Source organism: uncultured Sphingomonas sp. (assembly GCF_913778135.1).
Classification (GTDB): domain Bacteria; phylum Pseudomonadota; class Alphaproteobacteria; order Sphingomonadales; family Sphingomonadaceae; genus Sphingomonas.
The window spans coordinates 13766-29659 of record NZ_CAJYVU010000191.1; the positions used below are offsets into that span (position 1 = coordinate 13766).

The following is a 15894-nucleotide window of genomic DNA, read 5'->3' on the forward strand; positions in this document are numbered from 1 at the left end:
TCAAGCGTCACCCCGGCCTTCGCCGGGGTCTCGTGCTTCGGGGCGCACCGCTCCTTCCGCGCGAGACGCCAGCCCTAAGCTGGCCTGATGCCCGGGAGAAGTACGATGGCTGAATACGACTACGACGTGCTGGTGATCGGTGCCGGCCCCGGCGGCTACGTCGCCGCGATCCGTGCCGCGCAGCTCGGGCTCAAGACCGCATGCGCGGAAAGCCGCGAGACACTGGGCGGCACCTGCCTCAACGTCGGCTGCATTCCGTCGAAGGCGCTGCTCCACGCATCGGAATATTTCGACGCCGCGGCGAACGGCGCGATGGCGAAGATGGGCATCAAGGTGACGCCCGAACTCGACCTTGAGGCGATGCACGGCCAGCGTCGTGACGCGGTCAAGCAGCTGACCGGCGGGATCGAGTTTCTGTTCAAGAAGAACAAGGTCACGTGGCTGAAGGGCCGTGCCGCGTTCGAGGACGCGCACACCGTCACCGTCGCCGACCAGAAGGTGACCGCGAAGAACATTGTCATCGCGACCGGCTCGTCCGTCACGCCCCTGCCGGGCGTCGAGATCGACCAGAAGGTGATTGTCGATTCGACCGGCGCGCTCGAGCTGCCCAAGGTGCCCGAGCACATGGTGGTGATCGGCGGCGGCGTGATTGGGCTTGAGCTCGGCAGCGTGTGGCGCCGGTTGGGGGCCAAGGTCACTTGCGTCGAGTTCCTTGACCAGATCCTGCCCGGCTTCGACGGCGATATCCGCAAGGAGTCGAACAAGATCTTCAAGAAGCAGGGCATCGAGTTCAAGCTCGGCACCAAGGTAACCGGCATCACCTCGGACGGGACCACCGCCACGTTGACGCTGGAGCCTGCCGCAGGCGGCGAGGCGACGACGCTCACCGCCGACTGTGTGCTCGTCTCGATCGGTCGCCGCGCCAACACCGACGGCCTCGCGCTCGACAAGATCGGGCTGTCGCCGAACGGACGCGGGCAGGTCGAGACCGACCATGATTTCCGCACGGCGGTCGACGGCGTGTGGGCGATCGGCGACGTGATCCCGGGTCCGATGCTCGCGCACAAGGCTGAGGATGAGGGGATCGCGGTCGCGGAAAACATTGCGGGTCAGCACGGCATCGTGAATCACGCGATCATTCCGTCGGTCGTCTACACCTGGCCCGAAATCGCGGGCGTCGGGCTGACCGAGGAGCTCGCGCGCGAGCAGGGTGAGGTCAAGGTCGGCAAGTTCCCGATGATGGCGAACAGCCGCGCCAAGACCAACCACGAACCCGACGGCTTCGTGAAGATCATCGCGGATGCAAAGACCGACCGCGTCGTCGGTGTCTGGGCAATCGCCTCGGTCGCGGGCACGATGATTGCGCAGGCGGCGCAGGCGATGGAGTTCGGCGCGACAAGCGAGGACATCGCCTACACTTGCCACGCGCATCCAACGCATTCGGAAGCGATCAAGGAAGCCGCGATGGCGGTGACGGGGAAGCCAATCCATATCTGATCGGCATTCAAACCAAGTCATGCAGACGGCGGCGGTGCAGTGATGCGCCGTCGCCGTTTCCGTGTCGGTGACCGAAGTTTAACCCGGCCATCACCGCTGCGACAGCGGCACGGGTGCATAAACGATGCTCCATCAAGGAGACATATCGTGAAGCACGCAGCGATCGTTCTGGCACTCGCCACTTCCGCGCTCATCACCACTGCGCCCGCCGAGGCGAAGGGCTGCCTGAAGGGCGCAGCGGTCGGTGGCGCCGGCGGGCATTTCGTCGGCAAGGGTCACGCGGTCGCGGGCGCCGCGATCGGCTGTGCGGTCGGGCATTACCGTGCCAAGGTCGCGGCACGCAAGCAGGCGGCGCAGGCGCACCACGGCTGATCCGATTGCGCGGGGAGCGGCGGCGTATCGGTCGTCCTCGCGCATGCCTGCGCATCCTTGCGTGCGCGCGTTCCTCGTCGCATGACCGCTATGGCAGGCGGCTGTTTCGGCTGCATCGAAGAGGCATTCGGACGATGAAGATCAGCGCACGCAACCAGTTCTCGGGAACGATCACCGCGATCAATCCGGGCGCCGTCAACGGCACGATCAAGGTCGACATCGGCGGCGGCAACGTCGTCACCTCCTCGATCACCGAGGAAGCAATCGCTGAACTGAGCCTCGCCGTCGGCGACCGCGTCACCGTGCTGGTAAAGGCGAGCGACGTCCTGATCGGCAAGTGACGCGCGACGCACTCGAACAGCGCTGGCTGGTGCTGACGCGCGAGACGATGCCCGCGCTCGCCGCATCGCGCGGCTGGCCGGTGCGCAACGACCACTGCTTTCAACGCATCCTGCTCGACGCCGCGGTCGGTGGCGTGTGGTACGACGCGATCGCAAAGCGTCCGGCCTACGCCCACGCCGACATCGCGCTGCTCACCCGCGCGGTCGAGCTCGGCGACGCCGTTATCGATGGCCGCGCCGACCTGAGCGCACTCAACCACCAATCGCTCGCCTGGCGGGGCAAGGCACCGGCGTAACCCCCAGAAGGATACATCGAACATCTGGGCCTACCGCGAGCTTCCTCCTGCCGGCACGCTTAATCCTCGCTACAGCACGCTCGCAGCGCCGGCGGACCACTCGTTTGTAGCAGTACGTGACAGAGAGGACTTCTAAGCGGCATGTTGGTCACCAACTACCGTGGCTTCACACTCTTGTGACCTTGGAAGCACGTCATTCACCCCTTGCCCCGCGCAGGTTCGCGCCGGGCACCGGCTGGCCAGCCTAGTGGGTGTTCAAACGCTGCTTCAAGGTAAGCTCAGCGACGGCTAGGCGGAGCGCTCGACGCGAGCGACGACGACGTGGGTCACGTAGCTTGGCGAGCAGTTCGTCAGCAGCATCGATTCCGTACATGGCGCTGGCGTAGGCAGCGCGAGCGCGAGCATCCATGCGCTGCTGCCGCGTCGCGAGGGCGTAGTCGACCCGGGTGAAAACATGAAAGGCAAGCTTGAGCATGCGTATTGTCCTTGTGGCGAACACACCACTACGGACCAACCGTTAACCTAACGTATGTTGCGACTTTTTTTACAAGTGCCCACGCTGCCGGGCAGAAAGAGTCTTCATCTGAAACGCGTGTGCTTTGGTTTACGCGGTCACGTGCAAGTTTCCGCGTGCCTCCTGCTCGGCGCGACGCTTAGTCACGTCATAGGCCGCAAAGTATCGGCATCAGCCTACCGTCATGGCAACACCACGCTGATCATCCGAGCGGACGATCCCAGCGCGACCTATCGCGCACCTGTTTTGTTTCAATTGCCGACCTGAATCAACGGGCAGCGCAAGCAGGGAGAACCCGTCATCGGCGCCCCGATCAAAGCCACCAGCCGTCAAGGCAGCGATCATCCCCTCACGCGCGCGCGGGCAATCGCTGACTGCAACTGGTCGATCGGCAGCGCGCCGGTCAGCACCTGATCGCCGACGACCCAACTGGGCGTGCCCGTGATGCCGAGCTTGGCCGCGGTTTCCAGATTCTCGCGGATCGTCGCGTCGACGTCGTCGGGCAGCTTCGATAGATCGACCCCGCTCGTGCGCGCCGCTGCGGCGATCGTCGCGTCGCTGACCGGCCCGGCGGCGTAGAGCGCATCGTGAAAAGGCTTGAACTTGTTCTGCTGTGCCGCGGCCAGCGCCGCACGCGCCGCGACCCGGCTCTCGGCCGATAGAACTGGCAGTTCCTTGAATACAATTCGTAGTTTCGGGTCCTGATCGACCAGCTTCTGCAACACCGGCAGCGTCGCGCGGCAGAAGCCGCAATTGTAATCGTAATATTCGACCAAGGTCACATCACCCTTGGGATTGCCGATCCACGCGCCCGCGTACGGCTCCTGGATCGCACCGCGGCTCGCCGCCACTGCCCTCGCGGCGTCACGTTCCTGCAGTTTCTGCATTGCCTGCGGGATCAACTCGGGGTTGGCGAGCACATAGTCGCGCACGACGCGCTCGACCCGCACCTTGTCCGCGCTGCCCAGATCGGACGGCGCGACCCGGTCGGCCAAGAACATGCCACCCGCGCCGAAGACCGCGCCCAGCGCCACCATGCCCAACAAGGTCGCCCGGTTCATTTCCGCTTCTTCTTACCCTTGTCGATCACGTCCTGCGACGTCATCGAAATGTCCTGTGCGCGGATCCAGTCGGGCGAATTCTTCGGTAAGCCCGCCAACGCCATGCGCGCACGCACTGCCGCGGTTGCCGTATCGCCGGTCAGGCTCGCCTGCTCCGCACCGGCGAGCGCCGCGCGTGCCTCGTCGCCGGTCAACTCGTACACGGTGCCGAGCTGAAACCACGCGAACGGATTCTCGTCATCGCGCTGCACCGCGACACGCAGCACGCGCTTCGCCTCATCATAATTCGCCGGGTTCTCGGTCGCGATCAGCGCGTGCCCGTACGTCGTGCCGATCAGCGGATTGCTGCGCGTGCCCTCATACGCGGCGCGCAACGGCACCAGCGCGTCCTTGGGTCTGCCGGCCTCCAGCATGATCTGCCCTACGATCTCCTGAAAATACGGATCTTCGGGCTTGGCCTTGATCAGCGCCGCTGCCTCGGCATCGGCTTTGTCGGGGTAACCAGCCTTGTGATAGGCATAGGCGCGCGCGTAATGCGCGTAGATCGACTGGTCGGTGTCGGGATATTCGTTGAGCGTCTGCTTGGGATCGGAAACGTAGCCCAGCAACTTTGCCTTCACGCGGCGAAACCGTTCCTGCAAGGCGGGGTCGATCGGCTTGTTATAGAAGGGCGATTCTTTCACGTCGCCTTCCAGCGTCGCGATGCGCGTGCCCGACAGCGGGTGCGACTGCATGAACGGATCGATGTTGCCCGTCCCGTAGCGATATTCCTGCTGCTGCAACACCTTGAAGAAGGTCAGCATGCCCTTGGCGGAGATGCCGGCGGTCTTCAGATACTTGATCGCGCTCGCATCCGCCGTCGCTTCCTGCGTCCGCGTGAACGCGAGGTAATGGCCCATCGCCGCCTGCTGCCCCGCCGCCATCACGCCCATGCCCGCCGCGCCGCCACCCGCCGCCGCGGTGGCGAGCCCGAGCACCATCGACAGCAGGTACATCGCCATCGCCGGCTTCTGCCCCGCGTCGGCATTGGCGACGTGGCCGTCGGCGATGTGCCCCAGTTCGTGCGCGATCACGCCCTGCACCTGGTTCACGTTGTCCGCCGCCTCGATCAGCCCCGAGTGGATGTACACCGTCTGCCCGCCGACGACGAAGGCGTTGATCGATCCGTCGTTAACCAACGCGAACTGGACATCGTTGGGGCGAAGTCCTGCCGCGGTCACGATCGGCGCCGACATGTCGTGGAACAGCGACTCGGTTTCGGCATCGCGAAGCAGCGACTGCGCCTGCACCGGTGTGCCCGCGAGCATCGCCGCGCCCGCCAGCAACGTGATGATACGGCGGATCACCGCGCGCCGCCCGCGCCGATAAGAGTCTGAGATGTCAGTGAACGCATCCGCGTCACGATAACGTCAACCGGCGCGGGATCATAGCAGCGCATCGCCCGGACGCTTGCTGCAGCGGCGCTGAACCACTGCTGAAGCATCCGGGCGACGTGCCTTGCTCAACGCTCGATCAATTACCGAACGTACGCTGCCACCAGCCACGACGCGGCGATGCGTCGCCATCCGATGCAGGCTGTGCGTCATCGCCCGAGGGCTCGGCGTTGACGGCGACCGGCGCCTCATCCGCTGATGACGGCGCGTCGGCCTGCGGCACCGCCTCAACCTCCGCAGGTGCGGCATCGGCCTTCTTGCGCCGCGTGCGCTTCGGCTTGGCCGGAGCCGCCTCTTCCGCAACGTCGGGCGCGGGTAGACCATCGGTGACCGGCGCGGCGTCGCCCGCCTCGATCGCCGGTGCATCCGACTTCTTGCGGCGCGTGCGCTTCGGCTTGGCGGGTGCTTCGGCCGCTGTCGGAAGGTCGTCGGCCGCCGACGCTTCCTCGACCGGTGTGGGCACGGGCTCCGCCTCGACGATAGCCGGAGCGTCGGACGTCGCGTCCGCCGCACGTGCACGCGGACGACGGCGCGTCTTCGGCTTGGCCGCAGGCTCGGGTGCCGCCTCGACCTCGGCCACCCGCTCTTCGACCGCCGGCTCGGCCGCTGCTTCAACAAGCTGTTCCTCAGGTGCAGGCTCGCTCACCGCTTCGCCCGCGACCTGCATCTCGTCCGATGCACCACCCTGCCCGTCACGACGACGACCGCGGCGGTTGCGACGACGACGACGACCGTTGCCCTCGCCGCGCTCCTCGCGCGCACCATTATCCGCCTCTTCGACGCTGATCGACTCGTCAGCAGCATCGGCCTCGTCAGCGTCCGCTTCGACCGCCTCGCCCGCATCGGCATGCGAGTCCTCGCCCTCGCCGCGCCCGCGGTTGCGGCGTCCGCGACGGCGGCGCTTGCGACGGCCACCTTCGCGATCCTCAGAGTCGCGCTCGCGCTGGCCGCGCTCGGCCGGCGCTTCCTCCTCGACCGCCTCTTCTTCCTCCTCGACCTCGTATTCGTCCTCCAGGTCTTCCTCGACCTCGATCATCGGTGCGTCGAACTTGGGCGCGTAGGCGGGCGGCGGACCGGCGGCCTCGACAGACATGCGTGCGCCCTCCTCCTCGCCGTCGGCGAGGATGTCGACCTGAACGCCGTAGCGATCCTCGATCTCGGCGATATCGCCGCGCTTGCGGTTGAGGACGTAGAAGGCCGCTTCCTGACTGCAGCGCAGCGTCAGGTGCGAGCCGCGCCCGCGCGCAGCCTCATCCTCAATCAGGCGAAGCGCAGACAGGCCCGCCGACGACGCGGTGCGCACCAGACCCGTGCCCTCGCAGTGCGGGCACTGGCGGGTCGATGCCTCGAGCACGCCGGTGCGCAGCCGCTGGCGGCTCATCTCCATCAGCCCGAACGACGAGATGCGGCCGACCTGGATACGCGCGCGATCGTTCTTGAGCGCCTCCTTCATCGCCTTCTCGACCTTACGGACGTTCGATCCGTGGTCCATGTCGATGAAGTCAATGACGACCAGGCCCGCCATGTCGCGCAGGCGCAGCTGGCGCGCGATCTCCTGCGCCGCCTCAAGGTTGGTCGCGGTCGCGGTCTGCTCGATATTGTGCTCGCGCGTCGAGCGGCCCGAGTTGATGTCGATTGACACGAGCGCCTCGGTCGGGTTGATGACGAGGTATCCGCCCGATTTCAGCTGCACCACCGGATGGTACATCGCGGCGAGCTGATCCTCGACGCCCGCGCGCTGATAGAGCGGGATCGGATCGCTGTAATGCTTCACCTTCTTCGCGTGCGTCGGCATCAACAGGCGCATGAAGTCCTTCGCCTGGCGATAGCCGTCGTCGCCCTCGACGATCACCTCGTCGATGTCCTTGTTGTAGATGTCGCGGATCGCGCGCTTCATCAGGTCGCTGTCGCCGTAGACGAGCGCGGGCGCAGACGAAGACAAAGTCTTGTCGCGGATCTCGTCCCAAAGGCGGGCGAGGTAATCGAAGTCGCGCTTGATCTCGGTCTTGGTGCGCTGAAGGCCCGCGGTGCGCACGATGCAGCCCATCGACGACGGCAGCTCGAGGTCCGCCATGATCGCCTTCAACCGCTTGCGATCGCCCGCGTTCGAAATCTTGCGGCTGATGCCTCCGCCGTGCGACGTGTTGGGCATCAGCACGCAATAGCGGCCGGCAAGGCTCAGATAGGTCGTCAGCGCCGCACCCTTGTTGCCGCGCTCTTCCTTGACGACCTGAACCAGCAGCACCTGGCGGCGGCGGATCACGTCCTGAATCTTGTAGCGGCGGCGCAGGTTCATGCGGCGCTGGCGCAGCGCCTCGACCTGATCGTCACCGTTGGAGCGACGCCCCTTGCGGCGGCGACCACCGGCATTGTCCGACGCGCCCTCTGCATCGTCGTCGGCGCCCGCGTCATCGACGTGGTCGTCGTGCGCATCATCCTCGTCGGCATGATCGTCGTCGAGGTCATGCGCGTCATCGTCGTGGTGCGCGTCGTCGTCCTCGTCGAACCCGGCGTCTTCCGCGTCCAGCTCGGCACGCAGCTTCGCTTCCTCGGCGGCGTGCTCGGCCTCCTCGCGCAGCAGCGCGTCGCGATCCTCCTTCGGGATCTGGTAATAATCGGGGTGAATTTCGGAAAAGGCGAGAAAGCCGTGGCGGTTGCCGCCGTAGTCGACGAACGCGGCCTGCAGCGACGGCTCGACGCGCGTCACCTTGGCGAGATAAATATTGCCCTTGAGCTGCTTGCGCTCCGCACTCTCGAAATCGAATTCCTCGATCCGGTTACCCTTGACAACGGCGACCCGGGTCTCCTCCCGGTGGCGTGCGTCGATCAGCATACGCGTGGTCATTGAATGTTCTCCGCGCGCTGGGCCGTCCGGCTAGCGGTGCGCCCGCGCGATGATTGGACGCGCGCCGCGGATGACCGGGCGCGCACGATGTTGCAGAAAATGCCTTCGTCCACCGTGCAGTCCCGGGCGCCTGATGGCCGAGAAACGCCGCGCCCGCTCCGCCGGCTGAGGCCGGGCGGAACAGCGAACGGGCGGAATGCAACATGCGGACGTCAACCTGATGGCCCTGACACGACGGATCGTCGCTCGGGCAGTGTCACCGAAGCTTGACGTGCGCGTGCACTACTCCGGTCACACGACTGCTAGCATTGGTTAAGCCAGTCATCAACTGCCGGTTCTTGCAGGATTGCGGCAGGTATCTGCCGGCAAAACGTGCCGAATGCCGCATTAACCCCGCTGCGCAACCCGGATTTGAGACCCGCCGACTATCGCTCGCCCCTAAGTCAAAGGGTTGCGTAGCATGGCTTTTCACTGGACGAACGGGCGATGGTCGCGGCATGGCCGCCGCGTGTCGATCGTGCTCGCGTTGCTGTTGGGCGTGTTTGCCGGGGCGCCGGGCTGGGCCGCCACCGTCGAGCGGATCGACGTGTCCGGTGACAAGGTGGTGATCCGCTTCGACGAAGCGGTCGCCGCCGCCTCCAGCTTCCTGCTCGCCGAGCCGCAACGGATTGCGGTCGACATCGACGGCGCACGCCCCGGCTCGATCGGCGGAGAGCGTGACGGTGCTGTCACCGCGGTGCGTCAGGGCGTGCGGGGTCCAAGCGGTGCGCGCGTCGTGCTCGATCTCGCCGAACCGATGATCGTCGAGAAAGGCGGGTTCGACGACGACGCGCGCGAGCTGACGCTCCATCTGCGTCCGGTCGCCGCACGCCAATTCGCCGCCGCGAGCGCGAGCGCGCCGCTCAACTGGACAGGGAGAATGCTGCCCCTCACCCGCGCCCCAACCTATACCGTGTCGCAGGCGGTACCGCCCGCACGCCTAGAACTGCCGATGCCGAAGGTTCGCGGCGACGCCAGCCGGCCTTTGGTGGTCATCGACGCCGGACATGGTGGCCACGATCCCGGGTCGATCTCCCCCGACGGACAGCTGCGCGAGAAGGACCTGACGCTCAAGATGGCGCTGGCGGTGCGCGACGCACTGCTCAAGTCGGGCCGCGTCCGGGTCGCCTTGACGCGCAGCGACGACCGTTTCCTGGTCCTGCGTGAACGCTACGGCGTCGCACGGCGGTTGAAGGCCGACCTGTTCATCTCGATCCACTGCGATAGCGCACTATCGACCGAGGCGTCGGGTGCGACCGCCTACACGCTCTCGGAGGTCGCGTCGGACAAGGAAGCCGCGCGACTGGCGGCGCGCGAGAACAAGGTCGACATCATCAACGGCGTCGACCTCGACCGCAATCCGGACGTGTCATCGATCCTGATCGACCTCACGCAGCGCGAGACGATGAACGCGTCAGCGGGGTTCGCCCGCCTGCTCGGCCGCGAGGCGCAGCCGCTGATGGCGATCAAGCCAAACTTCCATCGCATGGCCTCGCTGATGGTGCTGAAGGCGCCGGATACGCCGTCCATCCTGCTGGAGGCGGGCTATATCTCCAACCTCAACGACTCAGCCTTTCTCGCCAGCGATCAGGGTCGGGCGAATGTCGCCGAAAGCGTGCGTCGCGCGGTCGAAATCTATTTCGCGCGTCGGCTCGCGCTTCGCTGAGCGCGAGCGGGTCGAACGGCAGCGGCGCTTTCGCGCGGCGCGGAACGTGCTAAACGCGCGATCCATATGGCTTCTTCCCCACCGGAAAAGATGACGTTCGGGCAGCGCCTGGGCCGGATCGGTAACGCGGTCGGCGGCGTGTGGCAGCGCCGGCTCGTTCGCTGGCTGGCCGCGTTCGTCGCACTGATGCTCGTCGCGATGGCGGCGTTCTGGCTGATCTTTGCGCGCGACCTGCCGTCGGTGGAGAAGCTGAAGGCGTACGAGCCACCGCTGCCGACGAACGTGCGCGGCATCGATGGTGCGCCGATCTACTCCTACGCGCGCGAGCGGCGGGTACAGCTGTCGTTCGCCGAATATCCGCCGCTGCTGATCCGCGCGTTCCTGGCGGCCGAGGACAAGACCTTTTTCGAGCATCACGGCGTCGATTTTCCCGGCCTTGCCGGCGCCGTGGTCGATTACGCGAGCAAGTTCGGCACCGGCCAGCGCGCCCGCGGCGGATCGACCATCACGCAGCAGGTGGCGAAGAACCTGCTGATCGGAAACGCCTACTCGCCGACGCGGAAGGTGCGCGAGGCGATCCTCGCCTACCGGATCGAGCAGACGCTGACCAAGCCGCAGATCCTGGAACTTTACCTCAACCAGATCTTCCTCGGCCGCAACGCCTACGGTGTCGAGGCGGCGAGCCACGCCTATTTCGACAAGGAGCTGCCTGAGCTCACGCTCGCGCAGATGGCCTATCTGGCGATCCTGCCCAAGGGCCCGGCGAACTACGACCCGTTCCGCAATACCGAGCGCGCGCTGGCGCGGCGCAATTACGTGCTGCGCGAAATGGCGCGCAACGGTTTCGTCACCGAGGCGCAGGCGCGCGCCGCCAATGCCGAACCGATCGGCGCAATTCGCCGCCGCACGCCCAAGTTCGAGCGCGTCGGCGGTTATTTCGTCGAAGAAGTTCGCCGGCAGCTAATCGACAAATTTGGTGAAAATGCAGAGGCCGGGCCGTACAGCGTCTATTCGGGTGGCTTGTGGGTACGCACCTCGCTCGATCCGCAGGTGCAGCGCTACGCTGCCGAGGCGCTGCGTGACGGGCTGCTGCGCTATGAGAGCGGGCGCGGCTGGTCGGGGCCGCTGCGCCACATCGACCTGGATGACCCTGCACAGTGGCAGGGTGCGCTGCTCAACACCAACATCATGCTCGACTACAAGGACTGGCGCGCCGCGATCGTCTTCGCGCGCGATGCAGGCGACTTGTCGCTCGGCTTCGCAGATGGGCGCACCGGCACGCTGCCACGCGGCAACGCGCAGATGCCCGCACGCGGCACGGGCACCCCGGCATTCGGCCAGATCAAGGTGGGCGACATCATCGCGGTCGCGCCATCAGGGAACTCGTTCAGCCTGCGCAGCGTGCCGCGCATCTCGGGCGGGTTCGTGGTGCAGGAGCCGTCGAGCGGGCGCATTCTCGCCATGCAGGGCGGCTTCGACGCGAGCGTTCAGGCGTTTAACCGCGCGACCCAAGCCTATCGCCAGCCCGGTTCGACGATCAAGCCGATCGTCTACTCCGCCGCGCTGGAACACGGCATGACGCCGGCGTCGATCATCGTCGATGGCCCCTTCTGCGTTTATCAGGGCGCGCGTCTGGGGCAGAAATGCTTCCGCAACTTCGGCAATTCTCGCGGCGCGGGTCCGCACACGATGCGCTGGGGGATCGAGCAGTCGCGCAATCTGATGACGGTGCGCGCCGCGGCGCAGACGGGCATGAAGAACGTCGTCGCGCTGATGAAGAAGATGCAGATCGGCGACTACGCGCCGTACCTCAGCTACTCGCTGGGTGCGGGCGAGACGACGGTCGAGCACATGGTCAACGCGTACGGCGTGCTCGCAAATCAGGGCCAGTGGCACGATCCCTCGCTGATCGACTTCGTTCAGGACCGGCATGGCCAAGTGATCTGGCCGGCCAACTGGCGTGCGTGCGACGGTTGCAACATGGCGCGGTGGAACGGGCGCGCAATGCCGCGGCCGATGACACGCGGGCGGCAGGTGATGGACGCGATGAGTGCGTACCAGATGGTGCACATCACCGAGGGTGTGGTGCAGCGCGGTACCGCAACTGCGCTCCGTGATCTCGGTCGCCCGATGTTCGGCAAGACCGGCACCAACACCGGCCCGACCGATGTGTGGTTCATCGGCGGCACGCCGCAGATGGTGGGCGGGCTTTACATCGGGTACGACACGCCGAGGGGCCTTGGCGGCTACGCGCAGGGCGGTACGCTCGCGGTGCCGATCTTCAAGCAGTTTGCGACCAAGGCATACGAGAACCTGCCCGTCGTCGCGTTCCGCGCGCCGCCGGGCATCCGGCTGGTCCGGATCGATCGCGGCTCGGGACGACCCGTCTCGGGTCCGTGGCCGAACGACGACGACCCCAAGTCGAGCGTGATCTGGGAGGCATTCAAGCCCCAGAGCGAGGCGCGGCGTCCGCGCCGCTATTCGCCGAGCGCCACCCCGACCGAGGCGCCGCGCGCGCAACCGAGCGCGGCGCCGACGCCGCGCGACAGCGAGTTCCTGCAACGCCAGGGCGGCATCTACTAAGGTACAGCACCGGCAGCGGGCAGCGAGAGACGCCGCTACCCCGTTGCCGTTTGGCGGCGCGCGGCCTAGATCGCACCCTCATTGATGATCCGTCGATCGACGGACCGCCGGGCGCCCCGACCATGCGCATCCACCGGCGTCGAGGCGTTTGGAGAACAGAAATATGCGCGCCGAAGCGCAGTCCCATGTCGACACCATCAACGAGGCACTGGCGCTGTTGCGGCGCTTCCTAGACTGGGACCGCGCACTGCGCCGGCTCGACGAGCTGAACGCGCGCGTCGAGGATCCGACCTTGTGGGAGAACCCTAAGGCGGCGCAGGACGTGATGCGTGAACGCCGCCGGCTGGACGAGGCGATCACCGCCACGCGCGACATCGAGCGCGAGCTGTCCGACACCGCCGAACTGATCGAGATGGCCGAGGCCGAGGGCGACGCCGAGATGGCAGACGAGGGCACACAGGCGCTGAAGACGCTGGCGCAGCGTGCGCAGGGCGACAAGATCAAGGCGCTGCTCGCGGGCGAGGCCGACGGTAACGACAGCTACGTCGAGATCAACGCGGGCGCGGGCGGCACCGAGAGCCAGGACTGGGCCGAGATGCTACAGCGCATGTACACGCGCTGGGCCGAGCGGCGCGGCATGAAGGTCGAACTGATCGACTATCACGCGGGCGAACAGGCCGGGATCAAGTCTGCGACGCTGCTGCTCAAGGGCGAGAATGCCTACGGCTACGCCAAGACCGAAAGCGGCGTGCACCGCTTGGTCCGCATCAGCCCGTACGACAGCTCGGCCAGGCGTCACACCAGCTTCTCCAGCGTCTGGGTCTATCCGGTGATCGACGACTCAATCGACATCGAGATCAACGACAGCGAGCTGCGCATCGACACCTATCGCGCATCGGGAGCGGGCGGTCAGCACATCAACACGACCGACTCCGCGGTGCGCATCACCCACCTGCCGACCGGCATCGTCGTCGCGTGCCAGAACCAGCGCAGCCAGCACAAGAACAAGGCGGAGGCGTACAACCAGTTGCGCGCGCGCCTGTACGAGCACGAGCTGCGCAAGCGTGAGGAGGAGGCGAACGCGGTCAACGCGACCAAGACCGACATCGGCTGGGGTCACCAGATCCGCTCCTACGTGCTGCAACCGTATCAGCTGGTGAAGGACCTGCGCACCGGCGTCACCTCCACCTCGCCCAGCGACGTGCTCGACGGCGAACTCGACGACTTCATGGCGGCGGCACTGTCGCAGCGCGTGACCGGCGAGAAGGTCCACGTGGAGGACGTCGATTGAGGCGATCGCGCGCCGGAACCACGCTCGCGCTGCTGATCGCCGCCGTCGTGCTCGCCGGCTGCGACGGCACGCAACCGCTGATCAAGCGCGCGCCGCGACAGCCCGGCCCCTTCCCCGCCGCCGATCGCCCGGTCGCGAGCATCGTCTCCGCGCGCTGGTCGAACGAGGAGGAGCGCGACCGGCTGAACGAGGCGGGCGCGGTGATGAACGGCGCGCGTATTCGCCCCGGCATGACGGTGGCCGACATCGGTGCGGGGGAAGGCTATTACACCATCCGGCTCGCATCGCGCGTTGGCAAGGACGGCCGCGTGCTGGCGGAGGACATCTTCCCCGCGGTTCGCGACGCACTGGCGGAGCGCGTCGCGCGGCAGCGGCTGGAAAATGTCAGCGTGAGGTTGGGGCGCCCTGCCGATCCCAGACTACCCGTCAACAGTTTCGACCGCGTCCTCATGGTTCACATGTACCACGAGATCGCACAACCGTACGAGTTCCTGTGGCGGATGCGCCCGGCATTGCGTCCCGACGGCCTGGTGGTCGTGGTCGATGCCAACCGCACCACGCCCAACCACGGCACGCCGCCCGCGCTGCTGCGTTGCGAGTTCGAGGCGGTCGGCTATCGCCAGGTCAGCTTCGACAACATGCCCTCCGCGGGCGGCTACCTTGCAACCTTCCAGCCGGTCGGCCCCCGCCCGGAGCCAGAGGCGATCAAGCCGTGCCGGGTCGCGTCACAATAATCCTTCTGCCCGAAAGCTGGTCCATCCACCCGGCGCGACGACATAATGGTCGAGCAGACGCACCCCGATCGTCTCAAGCGTCGCGAACAAGCGCCGCGTGAAGCGCAGATCCTCGCCGCTGGGCCGATGATCGCCGCGGGGGTGATTGTGCGCCAGCAGCACGCCGGCGGCGTTGAGCGCCAGAACATCCGATACGAGCAGCCGCACCGACACGTCGACGCTTTCACGGCGATCGGACATGAAATGGCGTGAGCCGACGCGCATCCCGCCCTCGCTCAGGTAAAGCGTAACCGCGACCTCGCGCGGCAATTGACCGAGCGAGTGGAACGGTGGCGGCAGAGAGGTCGCGGCGTCGCGCGGCCAGTCGGGCATGCGACGACGCTAGGCTGAGGCAGCAGCAACGCCGCTTCCCGTTCGATCCGCAATGGATCAACTCTCACATCAAGCCCGTAGTCACATTGCAGCGACAAAGAAGAGCGACCGCGACGCTGGTGCGTCACGGTAGCTTTATCGCTTAACCAGGAAGGCTGGGCATCAGTTGAAGCGGCCGACCCGCTGGATCGCGCTGTTGACGAGATTGCGGTCAGCCTCGGCATTGTGCTGCTCGGCGATGACGCGGCCAGCCGCGGCGGTCGCGGCGGCGACGACGGTCGCGCGTACCTCGTCGATCGCGGCGCGCTCGGCTGCGGCAATCTTGTCCTCGGCCATCCGCGTGCGGCGCTCCATCAGCGCTTCGGTGTCCGCCTTCGCCTTGGCGACGATCTGCGCCGCCTCGTGGTGCGCGTTCTCACGCATCTTGGCAGCGTCCGCCTCGGCCGAGCGCGCGCGCGTCGCATATTCGTCGCGCAGCGCCTCTGCCTCGCGGCGGAGCTGCGCCGCCTCGTCGAGCTGGCGACGGATCTCGCCGATGCGCTTGTCGAGCATCGCGCCGATCGTCGCCGGCACCTTCCACACGATCGCGGCGATCAGCACAACAAGCGCCGCGAGGCCGACCCAGCCGGTGTCGTTGAAGCCGAGCGCGGTCGGCGCCGCGACATGTTCCGCGCCACCCGGCTCGGAGACGTTGCCGACCAGACCGCTGTCGTTGCGGACGTCCCTGACCTGCATCGATTGCTCGTGCGTCGCTTCCGACAGATTGTCGACGACCGGTGCAGTAGCAGCGTTAGACATTATGCAGCTCCTGACGAACCGCGGCGTGCGCGACCTCGGGTGACACGGTCAG

General features: G+C 66.5%; 14 protein-coding genes. 8 read left to right on the plus strand and 6 right to left on the minus strand.

The window, feature by feature from the left end:
- Nucleotides 1–105: 105 nt before the first annotated feature.
- From lpdA to QZ847_RS16420, 4 genes are all read left to right on the plus strand, one after another.
- Complete coding sequence (gene lpdA, locus QZ847_RS16405) at nucleotides 106–1497, plus strand: dihydrolipoyl dehydrogenase (protein ID WP_294358634.1); 1392 nt, start codon at nucleotides 106–108, stop codon at nucleotides 1495–1497.
- A gap of 147 nt (nucleotides 1498–1644) precedes the next feature.
- Nucleotides 1645–1869 (plus strand): hypothetical protein, encoded by a 225-nt coding sequence (locus QZ847_RS16410; protein WP_294358639.1) that lies wholly within the window; start codon nucleotides 1645–1647, stop codon nucleotides 1867–1869.
- 134 nt (nucleotides 1870–2003) lie between these two features.
- A complete protein-coding gene (locus QZ847_RS16415; protein WP_294190586.1) occupies nucleotides 2004–2210 on the plus strand; it encodes a TOBE domain-containing protein in 207 nt (68 codons plus the stop codon).
- Nucleotides 2207–2506 carry a GCN5-related N-acetyltransferase gene (locus QZ847_RS16420; protein WP_294190585.1) on the plus strand — a complete coding sequence of 100 codons (300 nt, stop codon included), beginning with the start codon at nucleotides 2207–2209 and terminating at the stop codon, nucleotides 2504–2506. The genes QZ847_RS16415 and QZ847_RS16420 overlap by 4 nt, the downstream gene beginning before the upstream one ends.
- Nucleotides 2507–2750: 244 nt before the next feature.
- Here the strand turns inward: QZ847_RS16420 and QZ847_RS16425 are convergent, their stop codons facing one another.
- From QZ847_RS16425 to QZ847_RS16440, 4 genes are all read right to left on the minus strand, one after another.
- Complete coding sequence (locus QZ847_RS16425; RefSeq protein WP_294358641.1) at nucleotides 2751–2981, minus strand: hypothetical protein; 231 nt, start codon at nucleotides 2979–2981, stop codon at nucleotides 2751–2753.
- Nucleotides 2982–3361: 380 nt separating this feature from the next.
- Complete coding sequence (locus QZ847_RS16430) at nucleotides 3362–4081, minus strand: DsbA family protein (RefSeq protein WP_294358643.1); 720 nt, start codon at nucleotides 4079–4081, stop codon at nucleotides 3362–3364.
- Complete coding sequence (locus tag QZ847_RS16435; protein WP_294358660.1) at nucleotides 4078–5424, minus strand: M48 family metalloprotease; 1347 nt, start codon at nucleotides 5422–5424, stop codon at nucleotides 4078–4080. Before QZ847_RS16435 ends, QZ847_RS16430 begins: the two co-directional genes overlap by 4 nt.
- Before the next feature lie 169 nt (nucleotides 5425–5593).
- On the minus strand, nucleotides 5594–8347 hold the full coding sequence (locus tag QZ847_RS16440; RefSeq protein ID WP_294358662.1) for a ribonuclease E/G: 2754 nt from the start codon (nucleotides 8345–8347) through the stop codon (nucleotides 5594–5596).
- A 472-nt stretch (nucleotides 8348–8819) separates the two neighbouring features.
- On the opposite strand from QZ847_RS16440, the gene QZ847_RS16445 reads away from it, so the two are divergent.
- The 4 genes from QZ847_RS16445 to QZ847_RS16460 all read left to right on the plus strand — a co-directional run bounded on the left by QZ847_RS16445 (nucleotide 8820) and on the right by QZ847_RS16460 (nucleotide 14672).
- Nucleotides 8820–10064, plus strand: coding sequence for an N-acetylmuramoyl-L-alanine amidase (locus tag QZ847_RS16445; RefSeq protein WP_294358646.1), 1245 nt, complete (start codon nucleotides 8820–8822; stop codon nucleotides 10062–10064).
- Nucleotides 10065–10250: 186 nt separating this feature from the next.
- On the plus strand, nucleotides 10251–12647 hold the full coding sequence (locus tag QZ847_RS16450) for a transglycosylase domain-containing protein (protein ID WP_294358664.1): 2397 nt from the start codon (nucleotides 10251–10253) through the stop codon (nucleotides 12645–12647).
- A gap of 163 nt (nucleotides 12648–12810) precedes the next feature.
- On the plus strand, nucleotides 12811–13938 hold the full coding sequence (gene prfB, locus QZ847_RS16455) for a peptide chain release factor 2 (protein WP_294358649.1): 1128 nt from the start codon (nucleotides 12811–12813) through the stop codon (nucleotides 13936–13938).
- Nucleotides 13935–14672 carry a class I SAM-dependent methyltransferase gene (locus QZ847_RS16460; RefSeq protein WP_294358651.1) on the plus strand — a complete coding sequence of 246 codons (738 nt, stop codon included), beginning with the start codon at nucleotides 13935–13937 and terminating at the stop codon, nucleotides 14670–14672. The genes prfB and QZ847_RS16460 overlap by 4 nt, the downstream gene beginning before the upstream one ends.
- On the opposite strand, the gene QZ847_RS16465 is transcribed toward QZ847_RS16460, so the two are convergent.
- Together QZ847_RS16465 and QZ847_RS16470 are read right to left on the minus strand one after the other, a co-directional pair.
- Nucleotides 14664–15044 (minus strand): JAB domain-containing protein, encoded by a 381-nt coding sequence (locus QZ847_RS16465; RefSeq protein ID WP_294358654.1) that lies wholly within the window; start codon nucleotides 15042–15044, stop codon nucleotides 14664–14666. The two genes, QZ847_RS16460 and QZ847_RS16465, sit on opposite strands and share 9 nt — an antisense overlap.
- Nucleotides 15045–15206: 162 nt before the next feature.
- Entirely contained in the window at nucleotides 15207–15842 is a 636-nt protein-coding gene (locus tag QZ847_RS16470) for a hypothetical protein (RefSeq protein ID WP_294358657.1), read from the minus strand.
- Nucleotides 15843–15894 lie beyond the last annotated feature (52 nt).